At 41.1% G+C, this 17982-nt stretch carries 23 protein-coding genes; 3 read left to right on the plus strand and 20 right to left on the minus strand.

Features of this window, described 5'->3' with window-relative positions:
* Positions 1-26: 26 nt before the first annotated feature.
* The 8 genes from G5B30_RS03460 to G5B30_RS03490 form a co-directional block, all read right to left on the minus strand.
* Positions 27-938 carry a PstS family phosphate ABC transporter substrate-binding protein gene (locus tag G5B30_RS03460; RefSeq protein WP_165318563.1) on the minus strand — a complete coding sequence of 304 codons (912 nt, stop codon included), beginning with the start codon at positions 936-938 and terminating at the stop codon, positions 27-29.
* Positions 939-1227: 289 nt separating this feature from the next.
* Complete coding sequence (locus G5B30_RS03465) at positions 1228-2106, minus strand: energy transducer TonB (protein ID WP_165318564.1); 879 nt, start codon at positions 2104-2106, stop codon at positions 1228-1230.
* 35 nt (positions 2107-2141) lie between these two features.
* Complete coding sequence (locus tag G5B30_RS03470) at positions 2142-2699, minus strand: ExbD/TolR family protein (protein ID WP_165318565.1); 558 nt, start codon at positions 2697-2699, stop codon at positions 2142-2144.
* Between the two features lie 13 nt (positions 2700-2712).
* A complete protein-coding gene (locus G5B30_RS03475) occupies positions 2713-3372 on the minus strand; it encodes an ExbD/TolR family protein (RefSeq protein WP_165318566.1) in 660 nt (219 codons plus the stop codon).
* Between the two features lie 112 nt (positions 3373-3484).
* Positions 3485-4315: a MotA/TolQ/ExbB proton channel family protein gene (locus G5B30_RS03480; RefSeq protein WP_165318567.1), complete on the minus strand. Its 831-nt coding sequence runs from the start codon at positions 4313-4315 to the stop codon at positions 3485-3487.
* Between the two features lie 31 nt (positions 4316-4346).
* A complete protein-coding gene (locus tag G5B30_RS17255; RefSeq protein WP_206367001.1) occupies positions 4347-4502 on the minus strand; it encodes a hypothetical protein in 156 nt (51 codons plus the stop codon).
* Between the two features lie 211 nt (positions 4503-4713).
* Positions 4714-5058, minus strand: a complete 345-nt coding sequence (locus tag G5B30_RS03485) for a translation initiation factor (protein WP_165318568.1) — start codon at positions 5056-5058, stop codon at positions 4714-4716.
* Positions 5059-5063: 5 nt separating this feature from the next.
* A complete protein-coding gene (locus G5B30_RS03490) occupies positions 5064-5942 on the minus strand; it encodes a diacylglycerol/lipid kinase family protein (protein ID WP_165318569.1) in 879 nt (292 codons plus the stop codon).
* A 238-nt stretch (positions 5943-6180) separates the two neighbouring features.
* Here G5B30_RS03490 and metK point away from each other — a divergent pair, with 238 nt between their 5' ends.
* Positions 6181-7434, plus strand: coding sequence for a methionine adenosyltransferase (metK, locus tag G5B30_RS03495; protein WP_165318570.1), 1254 nt, complete (start codon positions 6181-6183; stop codon positions 7432-7434).
* A 16-nt stretch (positions 7435-7450) separates the two neighbouring features.
* Here the strand turns inward: metK and G5B30_RS03500 are convergent, their stop codons facing one another.
* The 7 genes from G5B30_RS03500 to G5B30_RS03530 are packed head-to-tail and all read right to left on the minus strand — an operon-like array spanning position 7451 to position 12793.
* On the minus strand, positions 7451-8377 hold the full coding sequence (locus tag G5B30_RS03500) for an N-acetylmuramoyl-L-alanine amidase (RefSeq protein WP_165318571.1): 927 nt from the start codon (positions 8375-8377) through the stop codon (positions 7451-7453).
* Positions 8378-8388: 11 nt separating this feature from the next.
* Positions 8389-9459: a DUF3078 domain-containing protein gene (locus G5B30_RS03505; protein WP_165318572.1), complete on the minus strand. Its 1071-nt coding sequence runs from the start codon at positions 9457-9459 to the stop codon at positions 8389-8391.
* Positions 9449-10204: a hypothetical protein gene (locus G5B30_RS03510; RefSeq protein ID WP_165318573.1), complete on the minus strand. Its 756-nt coding sequence runs from the start codon at positions 10202-10204 to the stop codon at positions 9449-9451. The genes G5B30_RS03505 and G5B30_RS03510 overlap by 11 nt, the downstream gene beginning before the upstream one ends.
* A 25-nt stretch (positions 10205-10229) precedes the next feature.
* The gene (locus G5B30_RS03515) at positions 10230-11051 is read right to left on the minus strand and encodes a glucosaminidase domain-containing protein (protein ID WP_165318574.1); all 822 of its coding nucleotides are present in this window, start codon (positions 11049-11051) and stop codon (positions 10230-10232) included.
* Between the two features lie 22 nt (positions 11052-11073).
* Positions 11074-11706 carry an O-methyltransferase gene (locus tag G5B30_RS03520; protein ID WP_165318575.1) on the minus strand — a complete coding sequence of 211 codons (633 nt, stop codon included), beginning with the start codon at positions 11704-11706 and terminating at the stop codon, positions 11074-11076.
* A 20-nt stretch (positions 11707-11726) separates the two neighbouring features.
* On the minus strand, positions 11727-12371 hold the full coding sequence (folE, locus tag G5B30_RS03525) for a GTP cyclohydrolase I FolE (RefSeq protein WP_165318576.1): 645 nt from the start codon (positions 12369-12371) through the stop codon (positions 11727-11729).
* Between the two features lie 8 nt (positions 12372-12379).
* Positions 12380-12793 carry a 6-pyruvoyl trahydropterin synthase family protein gene (locus G5B30_RS03530; RefSeq protein ID WP_165318577.1) on the minus strand — a complete coding sequence of 138 codons (414 nt, stop codon included), beginning with the start codon at positions 12791-12793 and terminating at the stop codon, positions 12380-12382.
* A gap of 54 nt (positions 12794-12847) precedes the next feature.
* Between G5B30_RS03530 and mqnB the strand changes: the two genes are divergently transcribed.
* Positions 12848-13480 (plus strand): futalosine hydrolase, encoded by a 633-nt coding sequence (gene mqnB / locus G5B30_RS03535; RefSeq protein ID WP_165318578.1) that lies wholly within the window; start codon positions 12848-12850, stop codon positions 13478-13480.
* Between the two features lie 69 nt (positions 13481-13549).
* On the plus strand, positions 13550-14536 hold the full coding sequence (locus G5B30_RS03540; protein WP_165318579.1) for a pyruvate dehydrogenase complex E1 component subunit beta: 987 nt from the start codon (positions 13550-13552) through the stop codon (positions 14534-14536).
* A 60-nt stretch (positions 14537-14596) separates the two neighbouring features.
* Here the strand turns inward: G5B30_RS03540 and G5B30_RS03545 are convergent, their stop codons facing one another.
* Genes G5B30_RS03545 through G5B30_RS03565 form a run of 5 tightly spaced genes read right to left on the minus strand, consistent with a single transcriptional unit; the run spans position 14597 to position 17982 of the window.
* Positions 14597-15109, minus strand: a complete 513-nt coding sequence (locus G5B30_RS03545; RefSeq protein WP_165318580.1) for a hemerythrin domain-containing protein — start codon at positions 15107-15109, stop codon at positions 14597-14599.
* Between the two features lie 15 nt (positions 15110-15124).
* Positions 15125-15877, minus strand: coding sequence for a DUF2249 domain-containing protein (locus G5B30_RS03550; RefSeq protein ID WP_165318581.1), 753 nt, complete (start codon positions 15875-15877; stop codon positions 15125-15127).
* Between the two features lie 46 nt (positions 15878-15923).
* Positions 15924-16355, minus strand: coding sequence for an RrF2 family transcriptional regulator (locus G5B30_RS03555; protein WP_165318582.1), 432 nt, complete (start codon positions 16353-16355; stop codon positions 15924-15926).
* Positions 16356-16378: 23 nt separating this feature from the next.
* Positions 16379-16702, minus strand: a complete 324-nt coding sequence (locus G5B30_RS03560) for a metal-sulfur cluster assembly factor (RefSeq protein WP_165318583.1) — start codon at positions 16700-16702, stop codon at positions 16379-16381.
* Positions 16699-17982: a cytochrome C oxidase subunit I gene (locus tag G5B30_RS03565; RefSeq protein ID WP_165318584.1), complete on the minus strand. Its 1284-nt coding sequence runs from the start codon at positions 17980-17982 to the stop codon at positions 16699-16701. The genes G5B30_RS03560 and G5B30_RS03565 overlap by 4 nt, the downstream gene beginning before the upstream one ends.

A 17982-nucleotide genomic window follows, 5' to 3' on the forward strand; every position in this document is an offset into this window, starting at 1 on the left:
CGTATTTATAATCTTATTTTTATTTACTATTCTATTTTATCTCTAATTATAATCTCTCTGCCTGGCATCGTTACAGGCAACAAGCCCGATTTTAATACTATTCTTTGCCCTCGATCTCCTGTCATAAATGCTGAAAAACCAACACCTAAGCCCATATTAGGTTGATAATTCAACACATATATTGTCCTTTTTAAAGGATATTCTCCTGTCGAAAGACTTGCCTGAGAAGGTAAAACATATCGTTGTCGCCCCCCATCTTCATTTAGCACGCTTAAGATACGAATTTTCCCTATTTCTGTAAAAGAACTTTTCAAAGATAAATATTGATTGTAACTTATAAAACCAATTTTGTGAGGTGCTTTTACAATCTCTTCCAATACTTCTTCGCTCCCGTTTAATGTTTCTACATATGTATTGGCAACTTTATCAAGTTTTCCCAAATCAATAAAATAACGCAAGACACTGGAATTTAAGTTATCAAACACCAACCTGACGTCTCTTACTTTATTACCTTTCAGTAATGCGATAATATCATCTACCCGCATACTTGTATCTATAGCCTCCGCGTTCGCTACAAGAACTATACCATCGTATGCTACCGGATACACTCGCCCATTGATAGACTGACTTTTAAAATATTGCTTCTCGTCTTCTGAAAAGCTCCTCGTCAGAAATGCAATCTGTGCTTTGCCTTTTAGCACCGCATTGACAGCTTGCACTTCCGGCTTCGCTAAAGCATGGATCTTCGCATTATAGTATGAACTTTCAAAGACCTCTTTCTGCTCTAAAAATAGAGGCAGAATTGTTTCATCAACACTAATGGAAAGTTCCCCCGATAATATATCATCCTTTTTTTCTTTTCCCTTTTTATCGAAAGAACAAGCTGCCATCATCAGGAAAGAAACAAAAAAAACAATAACGTGTCCTCCAACCTTCATGTCAATATGAATAAAATTTTTAGAAAAGGATTAAGTCTTAACAATTTTTAACGGATGAAATTGTTCTGCCACAGTCTTGCAAAACGCATAAACGAATATACAATCAACAATATACCAAACATATTCTTATATGTCGGGTTGATCTCCAATGGAAAGTTTTTCCAAAAGATAATCAACAGGCCCAGTATGAAATAAAACAAGAACATACATAGTCCCAAAATGGACAGAAATCGCTGTGTTGGCGATTTCTGTTTAAATTTATTATTTCTTGAGTTCCTATTAAAACTCATTACATCTGTGTTAAGTCCAAGCGGATCGGAAGTGTATACGCTACCCGAACCGGGCGTCCATTCTGTATACCGGGATTCCATTTTTTCGCTCTTTTTAAGAGATTAATCGCTGCTTGACCAGTGCCGTAAGATAAATCTTTCAGAATTTTGATATCTGTAAGTTCGCCGTTTCGTTCCACCACAAAAGAAACCGTTACAGTACCTTTGACCCCTGCATCAATCGCTCCAGCAGGATACTGGTAATTGTCTGCAATCCATCTTCTAAAGGCATCCATACCCTCCTTTGGAGATGGGTTAATTTCTACCGATTCGAAGATACGCTCACCGTCGCCAGTACCGCCTTCGACACCTTTTGTACTACCTGTAGCTGATCCCGCCACATCTTTCGTGCCCCATTTTCCTTCCGTAGTAATACTACCTCCCTTCATCCCTTTCATTGCTACAGGACCAATTAGTTTCTTTTTATCAGTTGCTTCCTCAACCGTAGCTACCTCTTCAACCACTGCCTTCTCCTTAGGAACAGGCTTGATCTCTGGCAACGCTACGACATCAAGTGCAGGTTTTGATTCCGCAATCCGAGGTGCTTCTTCTTCTACCGGTGGCTTCTCTTCTTCTTCGGGCAACTCTGGTAAGTCTTCCAAAGTCAATTCTTCCGTGAAAGCGATTTCTTCTTTGGGAGGCTCTGAGTTTTTAAACAACTTGATATTGAATGCCTGCGGAATAGCGAACACTGCAACCACTGCCAAAACGATCAGCAATGCTGTGTTCGTTGCCTTTGGACCCAATCTACGCAGTTCATAAGCCCCATAAGCCTTATTCCTGTTTTCGAAGACTACATCAAGCCACTCACTCTTAAATATATTTAATTTTTCAAACATATTATTTTTGTTTTATACAACACATATAACTTCTATTAGTCGTTATATATATTCTCCTTTTCCAATAGCTCAATTTCTTCTTTCATGATACGGTTCGATATCATGTAGCGCTTCACATCTGCAATTTTCATTTCGTCTAAAGCATCGATAATGTTTCGTGTAACAGATTTCTCGCTCGGACGAATAACCACAATCATATCTTTTCCGCCTGTTTGCTGAGGCACTATCTGCTTCATCCTTAATAGAACTGCACGTAAGCCCTCCTTGCTATAATCTATCACGGTAGGAGGTGTAATAGGCTCTGCTACTGCTCCCTGATACCAGACGATCTTGTCGTCAGACCCAAGCACGAGTGTGACACTTCTGTGTTCATCGACATTGATATCTGTCTGCTTGTCCGTCTCTACGTTTTTATCGGGCATAGCAACGTCCATCGCTTGTGGTTTATTCAAGGAGGTGGTCAGCATGAAGAATGTAATCAATAAGAACGCGAGATCTACCATGGCGGTAAGGTCTACTTTACCACCATTCTTTTTTGCTCTTACTTTTCCACCCTTACCCTGCTTGCCGGTATCTTGATTTAATTCTGCCATTTGCTTTTTATTATTATTGATCCGCTGATTTTAGCCCTGTAACGAAACTAAACTTATTCTGCTTCTGGTTACGTAACGTTTCTATTATCAGGTTCAAGCTTGGAAACTTCTCATCTGCATCCGCTTTAATCGCCACTGTTAATAGATCGATATCGTCAGGATCTTTTCCGTCTTCTATAGCTCTATTTTGTAATATCTTTGCCGATGCTAACCTAGCTTGCTTCACCCACGAGAACAACTCATTTGAAGCGTCCATAGTCGAATCCACCGGTATTCCTTTCTGTACTGCTGCCCTTGCTCCGGGATCCATAGCTAAAAGCTCTTTCATATTACGAATAGGTACCCCAAAATCTTCCATACCTTGAAATTGTGCTTGCTCCGCTGGCGTAAAGTCAATTCCATATAGTGTCCCCATACTTTTCAAAGCCTCCACACGAACATTCTGGTCGCTCATGCTGAAGAAAACTTTCCCTTCATCACCCACAGTGATAATAGCGAGATTGCCATCGGGAAGTTTTGCTTGTGAATACGACGGCGCTGTATCGACAGTCAATGTTTCAGGCTGTCTTGCCGTTGCGGTAAGAACGAAGAACGTAAGAAGCAGGAAAGATACGTCACACATCGCCGTCATATCGATCGACGTGCTTGCTCTTTTTATTTTTGCTTTTCCCATTTCTTTTTAATCATTTATAATGAACAACTCTATTTCTTTTATGTTTATGATGCGCGCCGAAATCAATTTCCATAAAAAAATGAAAAATATTTTTCGGCACCGCAACTTTTACCTATTTGTGGTTTGCAGCGTACGTTTGTACGATAGAGAAACCAGCTTCGTCGATAGAGTATGTTAATTTGTCAATCTTAGCCGTTAGGATATTGTACATGATGATCGCAAAAGTCGATGTTGCAATACCTGTTGCTGTATTGATAAGCGCCTCGGAGATACCATTCGCCAATTTAGCAGAGTCAGGTGCTCCACCTGTTGCCAAAGCAGAGAACGCTTTAATCATACCGGTTACAGTACCTAATAGACCTGTCAATGTACCGATAGAAACTAATGTTGCTAATACGTTTAAGTTCTTCTCTAACATAGGCATTTCCAAAGCTGTTGTTTCTTCGATCTCTTTTTGAATAGCCAATGCAGACTTTTCAGCATCTAAACCTGGGTTAGCTTCTACATCTTTATATTTCAATAGACCAGCCTTGATGACATTCGCTACCGAACCTTTTTGTTTGTCACACTCAGCAATAGCTGTATCGATACTTCCAGTTTTCAACAAGGATTGTACTTTTCTTACAAAATTACCTACATTCCCCGTACCGGAAGCCTTGCCTATTACGATAAAACGCTCAATAGCGAATACCCATACCATCATAAATAGCCCTAATAAGATAGGAACAATTACTCCAGCATGATATATCATACCTGCATAGTTACCGGGCACAGGTTGATTCTCCCGATCCCCACCTTGGAAGTTATTCGGATTACCCATTACATATTGCCACACGAGATAACCCACTATAAAACAAATAACGATTGCTAAACTCGCAAATAAATTACCTGAATTGCCACTTTCTTTTTTCGCTGGGCTGTTAGTTTTTGGTGCGTTTGCCATTTTACTAATTTTTAGATTTTACTTGTTTAAATTATTTATGTTGATCCTTTTTATATGCAAAATTCATCACTAAAATTTGACGTTTCCATAACAAATATACCATTTTGGAATAAAAGTCAAATTTTTTCGCAATTAATTTAAAAGCATTCATTGTTTTATCCAGAGGTTGAGCATCAGCGGCATCCATACCCCTACGAGCGTCTTTGCTATTTCGCCCTCCTGTCTACAAATATTATGCAATAAAAACCATTTTTTTTTTGATATGCAAATTAATAAACAGCTAAATGTTAAAAATAAGTAAGTGTTCACTTATATAATCACCTCTTTATCCTTTTGGACGAACTAATTTCACATCCTACAACGTTCGAAACATCAGATTTAGTATAACCCTAAATTATTTATAGCAATCGAACGCCGTAACCACTCGTTTTTAGATAGTCAAATACCCGCTGTTTGAAGTCGCCCTGTATTAGAATTTCACCGTCTTTGGCGCTACCGCCAACGCCACACTTCTGTTTTAGAATCTTGGCCAGCTCTTGCAAATCTTTTTCCGAACCGACAAATCCCTCCACTAAAGTTACCACCTTTCCTTTACGTGCCTTTTTATCCAGCACTACCTTCAGTTTCTGCCTATCGTTCGATAAGGTATCGATCTCTCGCATATCATCCGCCAACTGATAGGAAAAATCTGTATCAGTAGAATAGACTACACCTTCAAATCGCTGTTTTTTGTTTTTTGCCATAGCTGTTAACAAATTATTTTTAAAGAATTCGGTTTCACATGTATATGCAAGTTACCCTCAATGTTTAGCGGCTCACCATCTACATGTACCGGACCATCATCAATACGTTCTATTTTAATTTCTCTCCCCGGAATAATTTCGACGTACTCCGATTGATCTACAGATCGATTAAATAAATGATACACCATCATCGGAAGGATGTAAAGTGGAAATTTTTTCACAATACATACGTCCAGCAACCCATCATTTACCGAAGCATTTGGTGCTATATAAGCATTGTTTCCATACTGGGGAGAATTGGCGACGCTAATCATAAATGCTTCTCTCTCATATTCGTTGCCATCGATGTTCAGTTGATATCTACAGGGTTTATATTTTCCCAATACATTGATTATCGTCCTCAAATATCCAACTGGTCCACGTAATTGCTCGGTAGCAAACTTATCACTGACAGAAGCGTCAAAACCGAGACCGGCTATATTGAAGAAAGGGTGTCCATTAATAACGCCTGAATCGACTTCTTGTATATCAAATCTATTGATACGACGTAACGCTGCGGTCTCATTTAATGGAATACCTAAATATAAGGCTAAGCCATTGCCTGACCCCTCGGGAATAATTCCCAGCGGGATGTCACTACCGACTAAAGCGGAACCAAGTTCGTTAATCGTACCATCACCTCCTACGGCAACTACGGCATCGTATTTGTCGGCTATCGCCTGTCGCCCGATCTCATAGGCGTGGTCAGGCCCCGCAGTCTGCTGAAATGTAGGATGGAATTTTTCCAAATCCAATACCTCCAGCACCGTCTTATTAAACGCTGTCTTTTTCTTACCTCCGGAAATGGGGTTAATCACAAATAATATCTTCCGTTGACCTTGCATAGGCTGTTGCTAACAAATTGTAAATATACTAATATGTACAAATTAACTTTTATTAATTCTAAAAGAGTTGTAGTTTTGTGCCGACAAAAGTGGATTGATTTGCATTTTACATGAAACGTAAAAAAGGAGATTGCAACCACAGAAAAAAAGTGCTAAAAACCGTTACCTACTGTTTTTGCTTCTTCTCTACAGAATACATTCTGCTTCTGTCTTTTGTATAACGTTATTCAACATTAGTATGGCATATTTATTTACATCTGAGTCCGTATCCGAAGGACACCCGGATAAAATTGCAGACCAAATATCAGATGCATTAATAGACAATTTTTTAGCTTGGGATGAAGACGCTCGTGTCGCCATAGAGACTTTGGTCACTACCGGACAAGTTGTCCTTGCTGGCGAAGTAAAGTCCAATATTTATCTTGACGTTCAAAAAATAGCCCGATCAGTTATTGAGAAAATCGGTTATACAAAATCGGAATATATGTTTGAAGCCAACTCTTGCGGTGTTCTTTCTGCAATTCACGAACAATCTGCGGACATTAACCAAGGTGTGGATCGTAAAACGAAACAGGAGCAAGGAGCAGGCGATCAAGGAATCATGTTTGGTTACGCAAACAATGAAACGGATAATTATATGCCACTAGCCCTTGACTTATCCCATCGCCTACTCTATGAATTGGCTGCTATACGTCGTGAAAATGATGAGATCACCTATTTGCGACCCGATGCAAAGTCGCAGGTAACTTTGGAATACAATGATGACCATAAACCTATCCGTATTGATACTATTGTTATTTCCACGCAACATGATGATTTCGACACAGAGGAGGGCATGCAGGAAAAAATTAGTGCGGATATTAAAAACATTCTAATTCCACGTGTGAAAGCTCAGCTAAAGCCCGAATTACAAGCACTATTTAATGAGGAGATCAAATATCATATCAATCCAACAGGAAAGTTTGTGATAGGCGGACCTCATGGCGATACGGGCCTTACCGGTCGTAAAATCATAGTCGACACATACGGTGGCAAGGGTGCACACGGAGGAGGGGCATTCTCCGGCAAAGACCCTTCAAAAGTGGATCGGTCAGCAGCTTATGCGACCCGGCATATTGCCAAAAACTTAGTTGCTGCCGGTATAGCCGATGAGATTCTCGTACAGATTTCCTATGCAATCGGGGTAAAAGATCCCATGGGGATCTATGTCAATACCTACGGAACTGCAAAAGTTGACTATTCAGACAGCGAAATTGCTTCGAAAATCACTGAGCTTTTTGACATGACGCCTTATGGTATCGAAACGCGCCTAAAACTCCGCCAACCTATATATTTTGAAACCGCTGCATACGGCCATATGGGGAGGACCAACCAAATAGTGACGAAAACCTTCGAGAGCTCGATGGGAGAACAGAAACAACTGCAAGTCGAACTGTTTACTTGGGAGAAGCTGGACTATGTAGATCGGATCAAAGCTGCTTTTAGAAAATAACTTTAGCAAGGCCTGTTTAATAGTATTTCCGATAGAGATCATACAAAACGGCTTTATCGTGGGGAGTTAGTATTTTATTTACCTCGCTGACGATAAACTTTCTTTTAAAAGCTATTATCACAGCTTCCAGGTTGTTCGTATCATAACCCATTATTTTAAAAGCGTCGACTGGATTAAAATCAACAGGAGGCGCTAATAGATAGTCTTCGTTATACCAGATGCCAAATCCACGCTCTGCTAACCTTTTCCACGGGAAAAACACGTTAGGATCATTCTTTCGTGTAGGCGCCACATCTCCATGACCTATGAAATTCTGTTGTGGGATAGCATATCGCGCTTTTAGTGTATCCAAAAGCACCAATAGCGAGTCGATCTGCTCTTGGGGGAATGGCTCGCTTCCGTTATTATCCAGCTCGATACCAATGGATACCGAATTGAGGTCTGTAACCGGCCCCCATTTTGAATATCCGGCATGCCAAGCTCGTTCGTAATCATTCAGCATCTGAATAATCCGTCCGTCCTTTCCGATCACATAATGCGCACTAACCTGACTGTGCTCCAACTGAAAGGTACGTATTGTTTGTGCAACGCTATGCTGTGAAGTATGATGAATAATAACAAAATTCGGTCTACGGAGATCGTAATGGATAGCGCTTGCCCAATCGGCTTGCTTATATATGCCCCCTCTTTTTTGAAGGACAATCTTCTCTTCCGGTGATAATACAGTATCGGCAAAGTGTTTTCCTTCTAATACAAATGTATCTCTCTCCAAGTCGTTAACCTTCCCTTTCTGACCCAATAAAAGGTTTAATTTTGCCGTATCAATCACAACTTTGTCCGGCTGCTCTTTTTCCAAAACTCTCGGCAAAGTTCGTTTCTTTGACACACAGCTGCCTGCCAATATCAATATGCCGATACTTACCACAAAAGAAAAGCGTTTCATAGACGATGTCCCTATCTCGGCAATGAAAAGACCATACCCAAGGCCAATGCCTGGCTATACTGAATTTTAGCCTTCGTATCCTCTTCCATAATCCAGTCGTTGTCGTACAACATGATTCCCGTCAGCGTTACATTGACCAAACGGGTGACTTTTGCAGATAAGGTTACATCCAAACGATGATCCGGTTTGCTTAGCTCCCGGTAGTCAGCAAATAAGTTATAACGTGATTTCAAGTTCAGGTTTTTCGATAGATTACGGTCCAGATTAGCAGTAACCTGAAAAGCCAGATCATTTCTGACTGTATACCCCGGTGTCAAACCAAATTTCTTCTGGTCTTCTTTTAGCGGATCGTTGTCCGGATAACGATCGGCATACTCCGCGACGGTAAGGGGTTGGGACCTGTCGTTTATCATCAAAGTCTGACGCGCGGTACCGGTACCCAAACGGAGCGAAAAAGTATTATCCGGCTTATATTCCAAACCGAATGACTCCGTAAAATATCCCGGACCTAAAAATGCAGTCTGCACATCCTTTACCCGCTCTTCTTTGGTTTCTTTATCGGTGATATAACTGTATCCAATATCAAATTGGGATTCGAAGGTCACCGAAAAATAAACTGCCCAATCTTTTGTAAATTTATAAGAGAGCTTATTATCCCAGAAAATCCGGTCATTGTTTTTCTTTGCCAGTTGGTCCTTGTTTTTTATCTTACCGTATTTTAGATCCAGCTCCGTTACAAAATTGAAATTATCTCGTGTATAATCGGATTTATGCCAGGCTAATCCACCTATGGACACCGAATTTACTCCACCCGCACTCCAGTTATCACTAAAAGACGCCTGATTTGTGTTGATCCCAAATTTCGTCCAATGTTTCCAATAGTTAACTTCCAGTCCGAGCTTGGGTATAGGTACCTGAATAGGGTTAACCTCAACCTTTTCGACGGTATCTTGTTTCGTCAACCTTGATTCAGGTCGATCACGCAATTCCTTTAAGTTCTCTTGCCCATAAGCCCAGGCTGTCATACACATACCTAACATCATGCTCAGGAGATATCTATAATTCATTGTGTTATTTTTCATCAATTTTTATTTTCGTTAAATCAGGTAAGGGCTTAAAATAAGGGTTTATTTTAAATTGCTCATATTTTGAACGGATATAGGCCGTTAGCACATAGGTGTTTGCTTCTTGCACAAAATAATATGAAGGCCGATATCTTATCATAAAATTATCTAAAAGTTCACCCTCCAGCCCTGTCACACTTTTTACTAAATTCCGCGAAAATTTCCAATCCACAACGTTCTCTTCATACTCTTGCTGGAAATATGCCGTTAACTTTCTTGCGTTCTTTCCCTCCTTGCTCAAAAAGTTAAATATCGTATTGATACTCAACCCGGCTCCATTCGGACCTACCGAAAAATAATCGCCTGCATCCGCCATTCGGTAAGCCTTTGCGTAATCGATCCGACGTTGTGCTAAAATCTCATCGGGATTCTTTTTCGCAACAACTGTCACGGGTTCAATGTATATCGAAGTCTTCTGCAAGTTAAACACCATAACCTCTTGTCCCACGTAAACCAACGTATCACTTTTATATTCTTCTCTCTGGGCAATGAGGGTATCTCCCTGCTGTACCCCTAACGAAAATTCGCCTCTCGCGTTGTTGAAAACATTTGCTCCCGAGGTCGTATTTATCAGCAAGACCCGCGCGACGCGTTGTTTCGTGTTTCTATCCAAAACAATGCCAGCCACTTTCTGTTGCCCATACCCAAGGGTATAAAACAAAAATAAAAAGAATGGGCAGAAAAATCCGACAATAGTCTTCATTCTCGTAAAACTACGATTTTTAATGTTATTTCGTAATGACTAACAGCTGCCCTATGGCTAAACTGTCGGCCGTTAGGCCGTTGAGCTCCATGATCTGTTCTACTGTAACATTATATTTACGGCTGATAGCATATAATGTATCAGAGGCCTTTACCTCATAAATCGTCATTTTAACGGGTGTTTTTATCTGTGCGGTATTATCTACGGTTGCCAGATCTACTTTCGTTTCTATTATAGTCTCAATCTTATCTTCTCTTTTTTCCTTTTCTCGAAAGGACTCGGTCCGGTCATACCGGTATAGCTCATACCGCTCTATGAGATCAATCAGCAATTCCGGGTAGCGTGGATTTGTCGCATAGCCTGCCTGTTTCAGTCCCCTCGCCCAGCCTTTATAATCGTTTTTATCCAATGTAAAGAGCTTTTCATAACGTTTTCTCAGCAAGAAACGGGAGTGGTCTTCAAACGAATCCTCTGGATCCTTATATACTCGGAAGCAATCATTGGGATTGTCATCGGACTGAATAACGCGCTGCCCTTTCCAGTCTCCGGCACATTTTATTCCGAAGTGGTTATTCGCATTCCTCGCCAGGTAGCTATTCCCATTTCCTGACTCGAGCAATGCCTGAGCAAGCTTAATACTTGCGGGTATTCCATATTGATTCATCTCCCGGATAGCAATATCCTTATAGCGGTTGATATAATCCTGTCCCGATAGTGAAATTCCGCCAGTTCTTTTTGGCTGCGGACTCGACTTCGTCTGTGGGCCGGATAAAACTGTGCCTTTTCGGGTAGCACAGGAAGAAAATAAAATGAAACATACAACTATAGCCAGTAGCGATTTTACCATTATTTTTATTTTTGTCCAATAATTATCTCTTCCGCAATACAAATAGTCCGTCACGTATAGGTAATATCAATTTTTCTACACGCTCATCTTCAGTCAATTCATTATTTAAGGAGATTATCTGTCTTGTCTGATTATCCGGGGCCTTGTCGACAACCTTGCCCTTCCACAGCACATTATCAATCAAAATCAGCCCGCCCTGCCGCACACGATCGATAATCATATTATAATACAAACTATTGCGCTTTTTATCTGCATCGATGAATACCAGATCAAATGTACCTTTGATCTGCGGTATGACAGTTTGTGCGTCCCCTAAATGATAATGTATTTTAGCCTGCCAGGGTGACTCCTCAAAATAGCCTGAGACCCGCTCCGCTAACTCCTCGTTGATATCGATCGTATGGATACTTCCCTCCTCATGTAGCCCCTCTGCCAGACACAACGTGGCATATCCGGTAAATGTACCGACTTCCAATATCATTTTAGGCGAGACTAATTTGCTGAGCATAGTCAATACCCGCCCCTGATAATGCCCGGATAGCATGTGTGGCATCGTTTCCTTCAAATAGGTCTCCCGATGTATTTTTTTTAACAAGGTGCTTTCCTGATCGCAAGTCTGCTCTAAATACGCATGTATATTCTCACTTGAAATCATAGCATCTCCTCAACTGTTCTTTAGTCCAAAGAAGCGGTAATCAATCGTAAAAACTCAGAGCGTGTGACATCGTTCTGGAAAGACCCTGTAAAAGCGGACGTCGTCGTTACTGAATTTTGTTTCTGTACACCCCGCATCGCCATACACATATGTTTACATTCGATAACTACTGCCACACCCGCAGGTTTCAACGTCTCCTGTATACAGTCCCGAATTTCATTCGTCAAACGTTCTTGCACCTGCAATCTTCGCGCAAACACATCCACAACACGTGGAATTTTACTCAAGCCCACAATGTGTCCATCGGGAATATAAGCGATATGAGCTTTGCCGAAAAATGGCAACATATGGTGCTCACACATCGAATATACCTCGATATCTTTCACCACGACCATTTGACTGTATTCCTCTTCAAACATAGCACTACGCAATAGTTCCGCAGCATCGACATTATAGCCGTGCGTCAAATATTGCAACGCCTTAGCCACACGTTCGGGTGTTTTAACAAGACCTTCCCGATGTGGGTTTTCGCCAAGTGCATCTAAGATATCCACGTAATGCCGAGCTATCCGATCAACATAATCCACATTGTATTGATCGATCTTCACATAGCCGTCAATTTCTTCGTTAAATTCCGTTAGGTCGCTTATTTTCTTATTATTCATAATCTATATTAATCACCAAAATACTCCACCGAATTGTTTTCCGTTTCAACCAACCGAACACTGTGCAGAATAACATTCTCCAGCTCAAAAAGAGGTTTCAAAACTTTAAAAATTTCCATGGCAATCACTTCCGTGGATGCCATTTTCCCCTCCATAAAATCCACATCCAAATTGATGTTTTTATGATCCATCCGTTTGACAATACTTTCCTGAATGATCGATTTCATCGTTTTCAAATCGATCAAGAAACCCGTTTCGGGATTAATATCTCCCTTCACGGTCACAAACAACTCGTAATTATGTCCATGCCAGTTGGGATTAGCACAGTAACCGAATACGGATTCGTTCTGTTCCGCCGTCCAATCATCACGATGCAGTTTATGCGCTGCACAAAATCGTTCCCGTCGTGTTATATATATCATGATATACAAAGATAATCCTAAAAATCTATATTTTAGTAATCCAAAACAAAAGGTATGCATCCAAAACCCTTAATTGTCGCTGCAACACAGGCTGAAATTATGCCAAGCATCCCGTTCTTTGAAGAGCACAGGATTCCTTATATCGTTACGGGAGTTGGTATGCTCGCCACGACATATGCGCTGACAAAAGCATTAGCCCGCTCTCCTTCTTCGCTCGTACTAAATGTCGGCATTGCAGGCAGCTTCTCGCACAACATAGCCATCGGCTCGGTTGTGGAGATTATTCACGATACGCTTTCCGAGTTGGGTGCCGAGAGCAGCGAAGGTTTTATCCCGATAGAGGAGCTGGGCTTTGGATCATCGTCCTGGTCTAGCCTACCCATAGATAGCGTCCAGACCGATCTACCACGCGTACAGGCTATCACGGTAAACAAAGTGCATGGATCCCTCACCTCAATTGCACACCTCCAGAAAAGGCTACCTGAAATACACGTTGAAAGTATGGAGGGTGCTGCGGCATTTTACGTCTGTCATGAAGAAAACATGCCCTGTATACAGGTCCGATCGATTTCCAATTATGTGGAGGCGCGGGATAAATCAGCATGGGATATCCCTTTAGCCATCCGAAATCTAAACCATTGGCTTAACAATTTTTTGACGTCTAATTCTGCTTTATTTCTACGGTGATTCTATTTCAAAATATCATTTTAAAATAGTAATTTTGCGTATTCTTAAAAAGAACTATTTTAAAAACTGATGAGAGAAATACAATTCAGAGAAGCACTTCGTGAAGCGTTGAACGAAGAAATGCGTAAAGATGAAGCTATATTTTTAATGGGCGAAGAAGTAGCCGAGTATAACGGCGCTTATAAAGTAAGTCAAGGCATGTTAGACGAATTCGGAGCCAAACGTGTAATTGATACACCTATTGCCGAACTTGGTTTCGCCGGCATCGCAATTGGTGCTGCCATGAATGGTCTGAGACCTATCGTAGAGTTTATGACATTCAACTTCTCATTGGTTGCTATTGATCAAGTCATTAACTCGGCTGCAAAAATACGTCAAATGTCAGGTGGACAATTCTCTTGCCCGATTGTTTTTCGCGGACCTACCGGAAATGCTGGACAATTAGCAGCACAGCACTCTCAAAATTTCGAAAATTGGTATGCCAATACACCAGGGTTAAAAGTTGTTATCCCCTCCAATCCATATGATGCAAAAGGCTTGTTGAAGTCTGCCATCATCGATCCGGATCCGGTTATTTTCATGGAATCGGAAGTCATGTATGGCGATAAGGGTGAAGTGCCAGAAGAAGAATATTATCTACCTATCGGAAAAGCACACACGATTCAAGAAGGTTCTGACGTCACGGTGGTTTCCTTTGGTAAGATGGTGCCGCGCGTCGTTATTCCTGCAGTTGAAGAGTTGAAAAAAGAAGGTGTGAGCGTAGAACTTATAGACTTGCGTTCTGTACGTCCTATCGATTTTGCTGCCGTCATTTCTTCCGTAAAGAAAACAAACCGTTTGGTTATCGTCGAAGAGGCATGGCCATTAGCCTCCATCTCTTCCGAGATAAGTTTCCATGTTCAAAAGCACGCTTTTGACTACCTGGATGCACCAGTGACACGGGTAACATCAGCAGATGTCCCTCTTGCTTATGCGCCTACTTTAGTCGAAGCAACTTTACCTAACATAGAAAAAATCGTAAAAGCGGTAAAAGAGGTGGCTTATATCAAGAAATAAGAAACTACCTTTCACTCAGATTTTCATGTTTTCAAATTGGGCCGGTCGCAATGGGCAATATTATATCGTATCGAAATCAAATCCGGCCCTATTCATACAACGTTTGGCTACCTCCAGCACATAGGGCGCTTCATTAAATGGATGTACAGGGACAGGTGTGATTGCTTTCAAATCTCCCATGATTTGTTCTGTTTCCTGTTGGGTCAGTTTTTCACAAGCCTCATACATACCGCCCTGCTCTTCTTCCAGAATATCATGTTGTTCCATGATATAATCAATCACTTTGATGACTTCAGGGCTTGGAACACAGACCAGCAAGGCAGTCAGGGCACCATGGTCCAATCGAAGTTTTGCTTGTAATGGAAGCGGCTCTCCACCGTTTGCTTTTTGGGCAGCAACAAAAAGGACTTTTTCTTCCATTTTTATATGTGTCAGTAAACCGATCCTGAATTCATGATATTTTTCCAAATCCACGTTGTTTATATCCTGCGTTGCTTCCGCAAAGATTGTTTCAATACGCCGGTGATCCGCCGTGAAAAAATCATAAAGTAATCCGTCTTGTCTTGTCTTCATATTTACCCACCTTCGTTACTTTTTGACTTTAACTACCCTGACTTTCCAATCTTCAGGTCCCTTTTCGATATATTCCCAGCGGAAAGGCTCCTTGCTTTCTACTTCCATTTGATAATACAAGGGTTTCGGGTCATGATCATTGATAAATTCAAATGCTTCACCCGGTCGAATATCGGCAAATGCCTTATAGAACAACTCATGCCTTTCTGTTGGGGGCAATGGTCGTAAGTCAAATTCATTCACGACAGAAAAACCATCATCTCCCAGTCCACTGTTATCCTGTTTAGTAATGTGGATTACAAACTCTCCCTCACTTTTCTTTTTATAAATCCATTTGTGTTTGCCTTCAAATTTGTTGATAAAAATCTCGTGTATTTCGATCGGGTTTTCTGCAGAGATCAATCCCATCGTCGTATTTTGCTCCATCATACCATATCGGTGAAAAACGATTTGCTTCCACTCTTTCTTGTCCGCATTGCGCAAATCGAGCAAAGTCGAAATTTCATCAAATTCCACACCTTTAGATTCTTCCAGACGGGTTACTTTTACCTTCCACTCTCTTCCGCCACGATTGAGGTACTCCCACCCCACCACATCTCCATATATCGAGCGAAATTCATAAAATAAAGGAATGGGATCATGGTCATTAATAAAAATAAAGCTATTGTCCACCTGTAAATCTTTGAAGAGCTTAATTAATAGTTCGTGCCGCCGGATAGGGACCAGTACCCGCACATCCAGCTCACCATCTGCATTTTTTTCTATCATTATTTCTATAAAATTTAATTCTTAAAATCTACTCCATCGTCCAAACTCAATCGATTAGGTAGGTCAGCCCCTCATTGACAGTGTTACACAGGACCCGTACCGTTCTTTCCCTAAAAATCTTCTCCATCAACTCCCGCGCTACCTCATATTCATTGTGGATCGGGCAGGGATGGGAAGCCGAGCAAGCTTGGAGGCCAAGTCCACATTCTTTAAAAAGACCATTTCCTTCCACAGCCTCCACGATATGAATAATAGGCTGTTCTTGCTGTTCTTCATTGAGGTAAAACCCACCATAAGGACCTTTGAGGCTATTGATTATTTTCTTGCGAGCCAGCAGCTGCAATATCTTCCCCACCGTATGTTCGCTGGCATTAATGCGCTCCGATATTTCTTTTATGTTCGCCTTTTCACCACCTTCACTCTTGCTTGATAAATAAATGGCTGCCTTAATAGCTGTCTTACACGTTAAACTCAGCATATTTTTTCGTTATTGTCCTCTATTTATCTCCCTAAAAATGTTCTTCCCTCGGGAGAAATCATACTAAAATTCCATGCCGGGTCGAAAGTCAGGTTGACCGTCACCTCCCAATCCGGGAAAGACTTAGCCAACGATGCCCGTGTATCTGTCGTAATGGCATCACCCATGGGACAAAATTGGGTAGTCAGCGTCATAATACACATCAATTTATTGTCTACCTCATCAAAATACATTTCATATAGAAGTCCCAAATCCACAATATTCAATCCAATTTCAGGGTCATCTACATGATAGAGGTCCTGCAATGCATAATTGCATTTTTCATTACTATTTGTTTTGATATTCATAATTGTCGTGATTTATGGCCGGCAGTAATCATCACATTGTAAACATATAATACAGCCGTAATAAGCAACAGCAGTGCACCTATTTTTAAAACGATCTGATGGAGGAGAACAATACCGAAGATAAATAGGATAAACCCGCCGAGATAACTATACAGCATGATTTTATATATGTTATCGTTGAAAATTTCCTTTGGAGCGGGCGTCTTTCCCTTGTGTGCCTTATTGTGGTAAACCTTGTTCCAAATAATAAAGGGCATCGTTTTGAAGGTCATGCCCAGAATAATGGCGGTAATCCAACCAAAAAAAATACAGAAGCCGTAGATAATGGCCATCCTTGGGAACAGTCCCTGAGGTAAGAAAGTCAGCGCGATGATCAAAGCCACAAACGGTAAAAACATCTGTACGATCGAGATCAGCGACGTTTTTACCTGCTGGTCTATGCTTCTTCTAATTCTAACCTTATAGGCGTTATAACAATATTTGCAGAACAATACAACAGCCAGCAGCCCCAGAATGATCGGGATATAAAATGATATGGCTGGAAAATTTGCAAGATACGCTATTGAAAATCCGATCAGGGCCATATTCAGTAAGACAAAAACCAACCATAATAGCCTCTCATTTGTATATTTGGAAATCAAAAACATAGGTATCAATCTCGAACCTACTCCCACCACCATCAATACAAACCATCCCACAATTCCAAGATGTGCATGGATAGCCAAATAATCCACTGAATTTCCAACAAATATCGGTGTACGGAAATTCAGCACCAGTAATAGGCCAAAAAAAGTGGTTGCAAACAACCACAAAGCAGCCGTGATCACATACCAAGCGTGTACATTTCGCCGGTTACTCTTAAAAGAACTTCCCAACACATTGGCAAGATAACAGATCACGCCAAGATTAATCAGTATCGCCCCGATCTGCATGAGCAAACCCATATCGAATACATAGAAGCCATAAATCAAAAGAGGGATACCGATAGCCGTAAGCCAAAAGGTCAGGTAGGCCAATCGGTCGCTGTCCAGTTTGCCTTCCACCAGTACCGGCAAGAGCTGATGGGATGCCCCAAAGATAATCATGGTACCCCAAGCCAAAGCCATGGTATGTGTGATAGCTAATGTCTGGGGATTAAAATAATGTACTCCGACGACCTCGGTATGGCATAATAGAAGGATTGTACCCAAAAGAAAACCCAAAGAGGCATAGATATAAAACGGCAATACCACTTTATAATTGGTTGTTTTCTGCAAGCCGCCGATAAGAGGAGACATCAT

It is taken from the genome of Sphingobacterium sp. SGG-5 (genome assembly GCF_011043525.1).
Classification (GTDB): Bacteria; Bacteroidota; Bacteroidia; order Sphingobacteriales; family Sphingobacteriaceae; genus Sphingobacterium.

Bases quoted from the DNA above. Each gene is read 5' to 3' on its own strand.
- G5B30_RS03460 (WP_165318563.1), bottom strand. From the start codon at position 938: ATGAAGGTTGGAGGACACGTTATTGTTTTTTTTGTTTCTTTCCTGATG.
- G5B30_RS03465 (WP_165318564.1), bottom strand. From the start codon at position 2,106: ATGTTTGAAAAATTAAATATATTTAAGAGTGAGTGGCTTGATGTAGTC.
- G5B30_RS03470 (WP_165318565.1), bottom strand. From the start codon at position 2,699: ATGGCAGAATTAAATCAAGATACCGGCAAGCAGGGTAAGGGTGGAAAA.
- G5B30_RS03475 (WP_165318566.1), bottom strand. From the start codon at position 3,372: ATGGGAAAAGCAAAAATAAAAAGAGCAAGCACGTCGATCGATATGACG.
- G5B30_RS03480 (WP_165318567.1), bottom strand. From the start codon at position 4,315: ATGGCAAACGCACCAAAAACTAACAGCCCAGCGAAAAAAGAAAGTGGC.
- G5B30_RS17255 (WP_206367001.1), bottom strand. From the start codon at position 4,502: ATGGATGCCGCTGATGCTCAACCTCTGGATAAAACAATGAATGCTTTT.
- G5B30_RS03485 (WP_165318568.1), bottom strand. From the start codon at position 5,058: ATGGCAAAAAACAAAAAACAGCGATTTGAAGGTGTAGTCTATTCTACT.
- G5B30_RS03490 (WP_165318569.1), bottom strand. From the start codon at position 5,942: ATGCAAGGTCAACGGAAGATATTATTTGTGATTAACCCCATTTCCGGA.
- metK (WP_165318570.1), top strand. From the start codon at position 6,181: ATGGCATATTTATTTACATCTGAGTCCGTATCCGAAGGACACCCGGAT.
- G5B30_RS03500 (WP_165318571.1), bottom strand. From the start codon at position 8,377: ATGAAACGCTTTTCTTTTGTGGTAAGTATCGGCATATTGATATTGGCA.
- G5B30_RS03505 (WP_165318572.1), bottom strand. From the start codon at position 9,459: ATGAAAAATAACACAATGAATTATAGATATCTCCTGAGCATGATGTTA.
- G5B30_RS03510 (WP_165318573.1), bottom strand. From the start codon at position 10,204: ATGAAGACTATTGTCGGATTTTTCTGCCCATTCTTTTTATTTTTGTTT.
- G5B30_RS03515 (WP_165318574.1), bottom strand. From the start codon at position 11,051: ATGGTAAAATCGCTACTGGCTATAGTTGTATGTTTCATTTTATTTTCT.
- G5B30_RS03520 (WP_165318575.1), bottom strand. From the start codon at position 11,706: ATGATTTCAAGTGAGAATATACATGCGTATTTAGAGCAGACTTGCGAT.
- folE (WP_165318576.1), bottom strand. From the start codon at position 12,371: ATGAATAATAAGAAAATAAGCGACCTAACGGAATTTAACGAAGAAATT.
- G5B30_RS03530 (WP_165318577.1), bottom strand. From the start codon at position 12,793: ATGATATATATAACACGACGGGAACGATTTTGTGCAGCGCATAAACTG.
- mqnB (WP_165318578.1), top strand. From the start codon at position 12,848: ATGCATCCAAAACCCTTAATTGTCGCTGCAACACAGGCTGAAATTATG.
- G5B30_RS03540 (WP_165318579.1), top strand. From the start codon at position 13,550: ATGAGAGAAATACAATTCAGAGAAGCACTTCGTGAAGCGTTGAACGAA.
- G5B30_RS03545 (WP_165318580.1), bottom strand. From the start codon at position 15,109: ATGAAGACAAGACAAGACGGATTACTTTATGATTTTTTCACGGCGGAT.
- G5B30_RS03550 (WP_165318581.1), bottom strand. From the start codon at position 15,877: ATGATAGAAAAAAATGCAGATGGTGAGCTGGATGTGCGGGTACTGGTC.
- G5B30_RS03555 (WP_165318582.1), bottom strand. From the start codon at position 16,355: ATGCTGAGTTTAACGTGTAAGACAGCTATTAAGGCAGCCATTTATTTA.
- G5B30_RS03560 (WP_165318583.1), bottom strand. From the start codon at position 16,702: ATGAATATCAAAACAAATAGTAATGAAAAATGCAATTATGCATTGCAG.
- G5B30_RS03565 (WP_165318584.1), bottom strand. From the start codon at position 17,982: ATGATGTCTCCTCTTATCGGCGGCTTGCAGAAAACAACCAATTATAAA.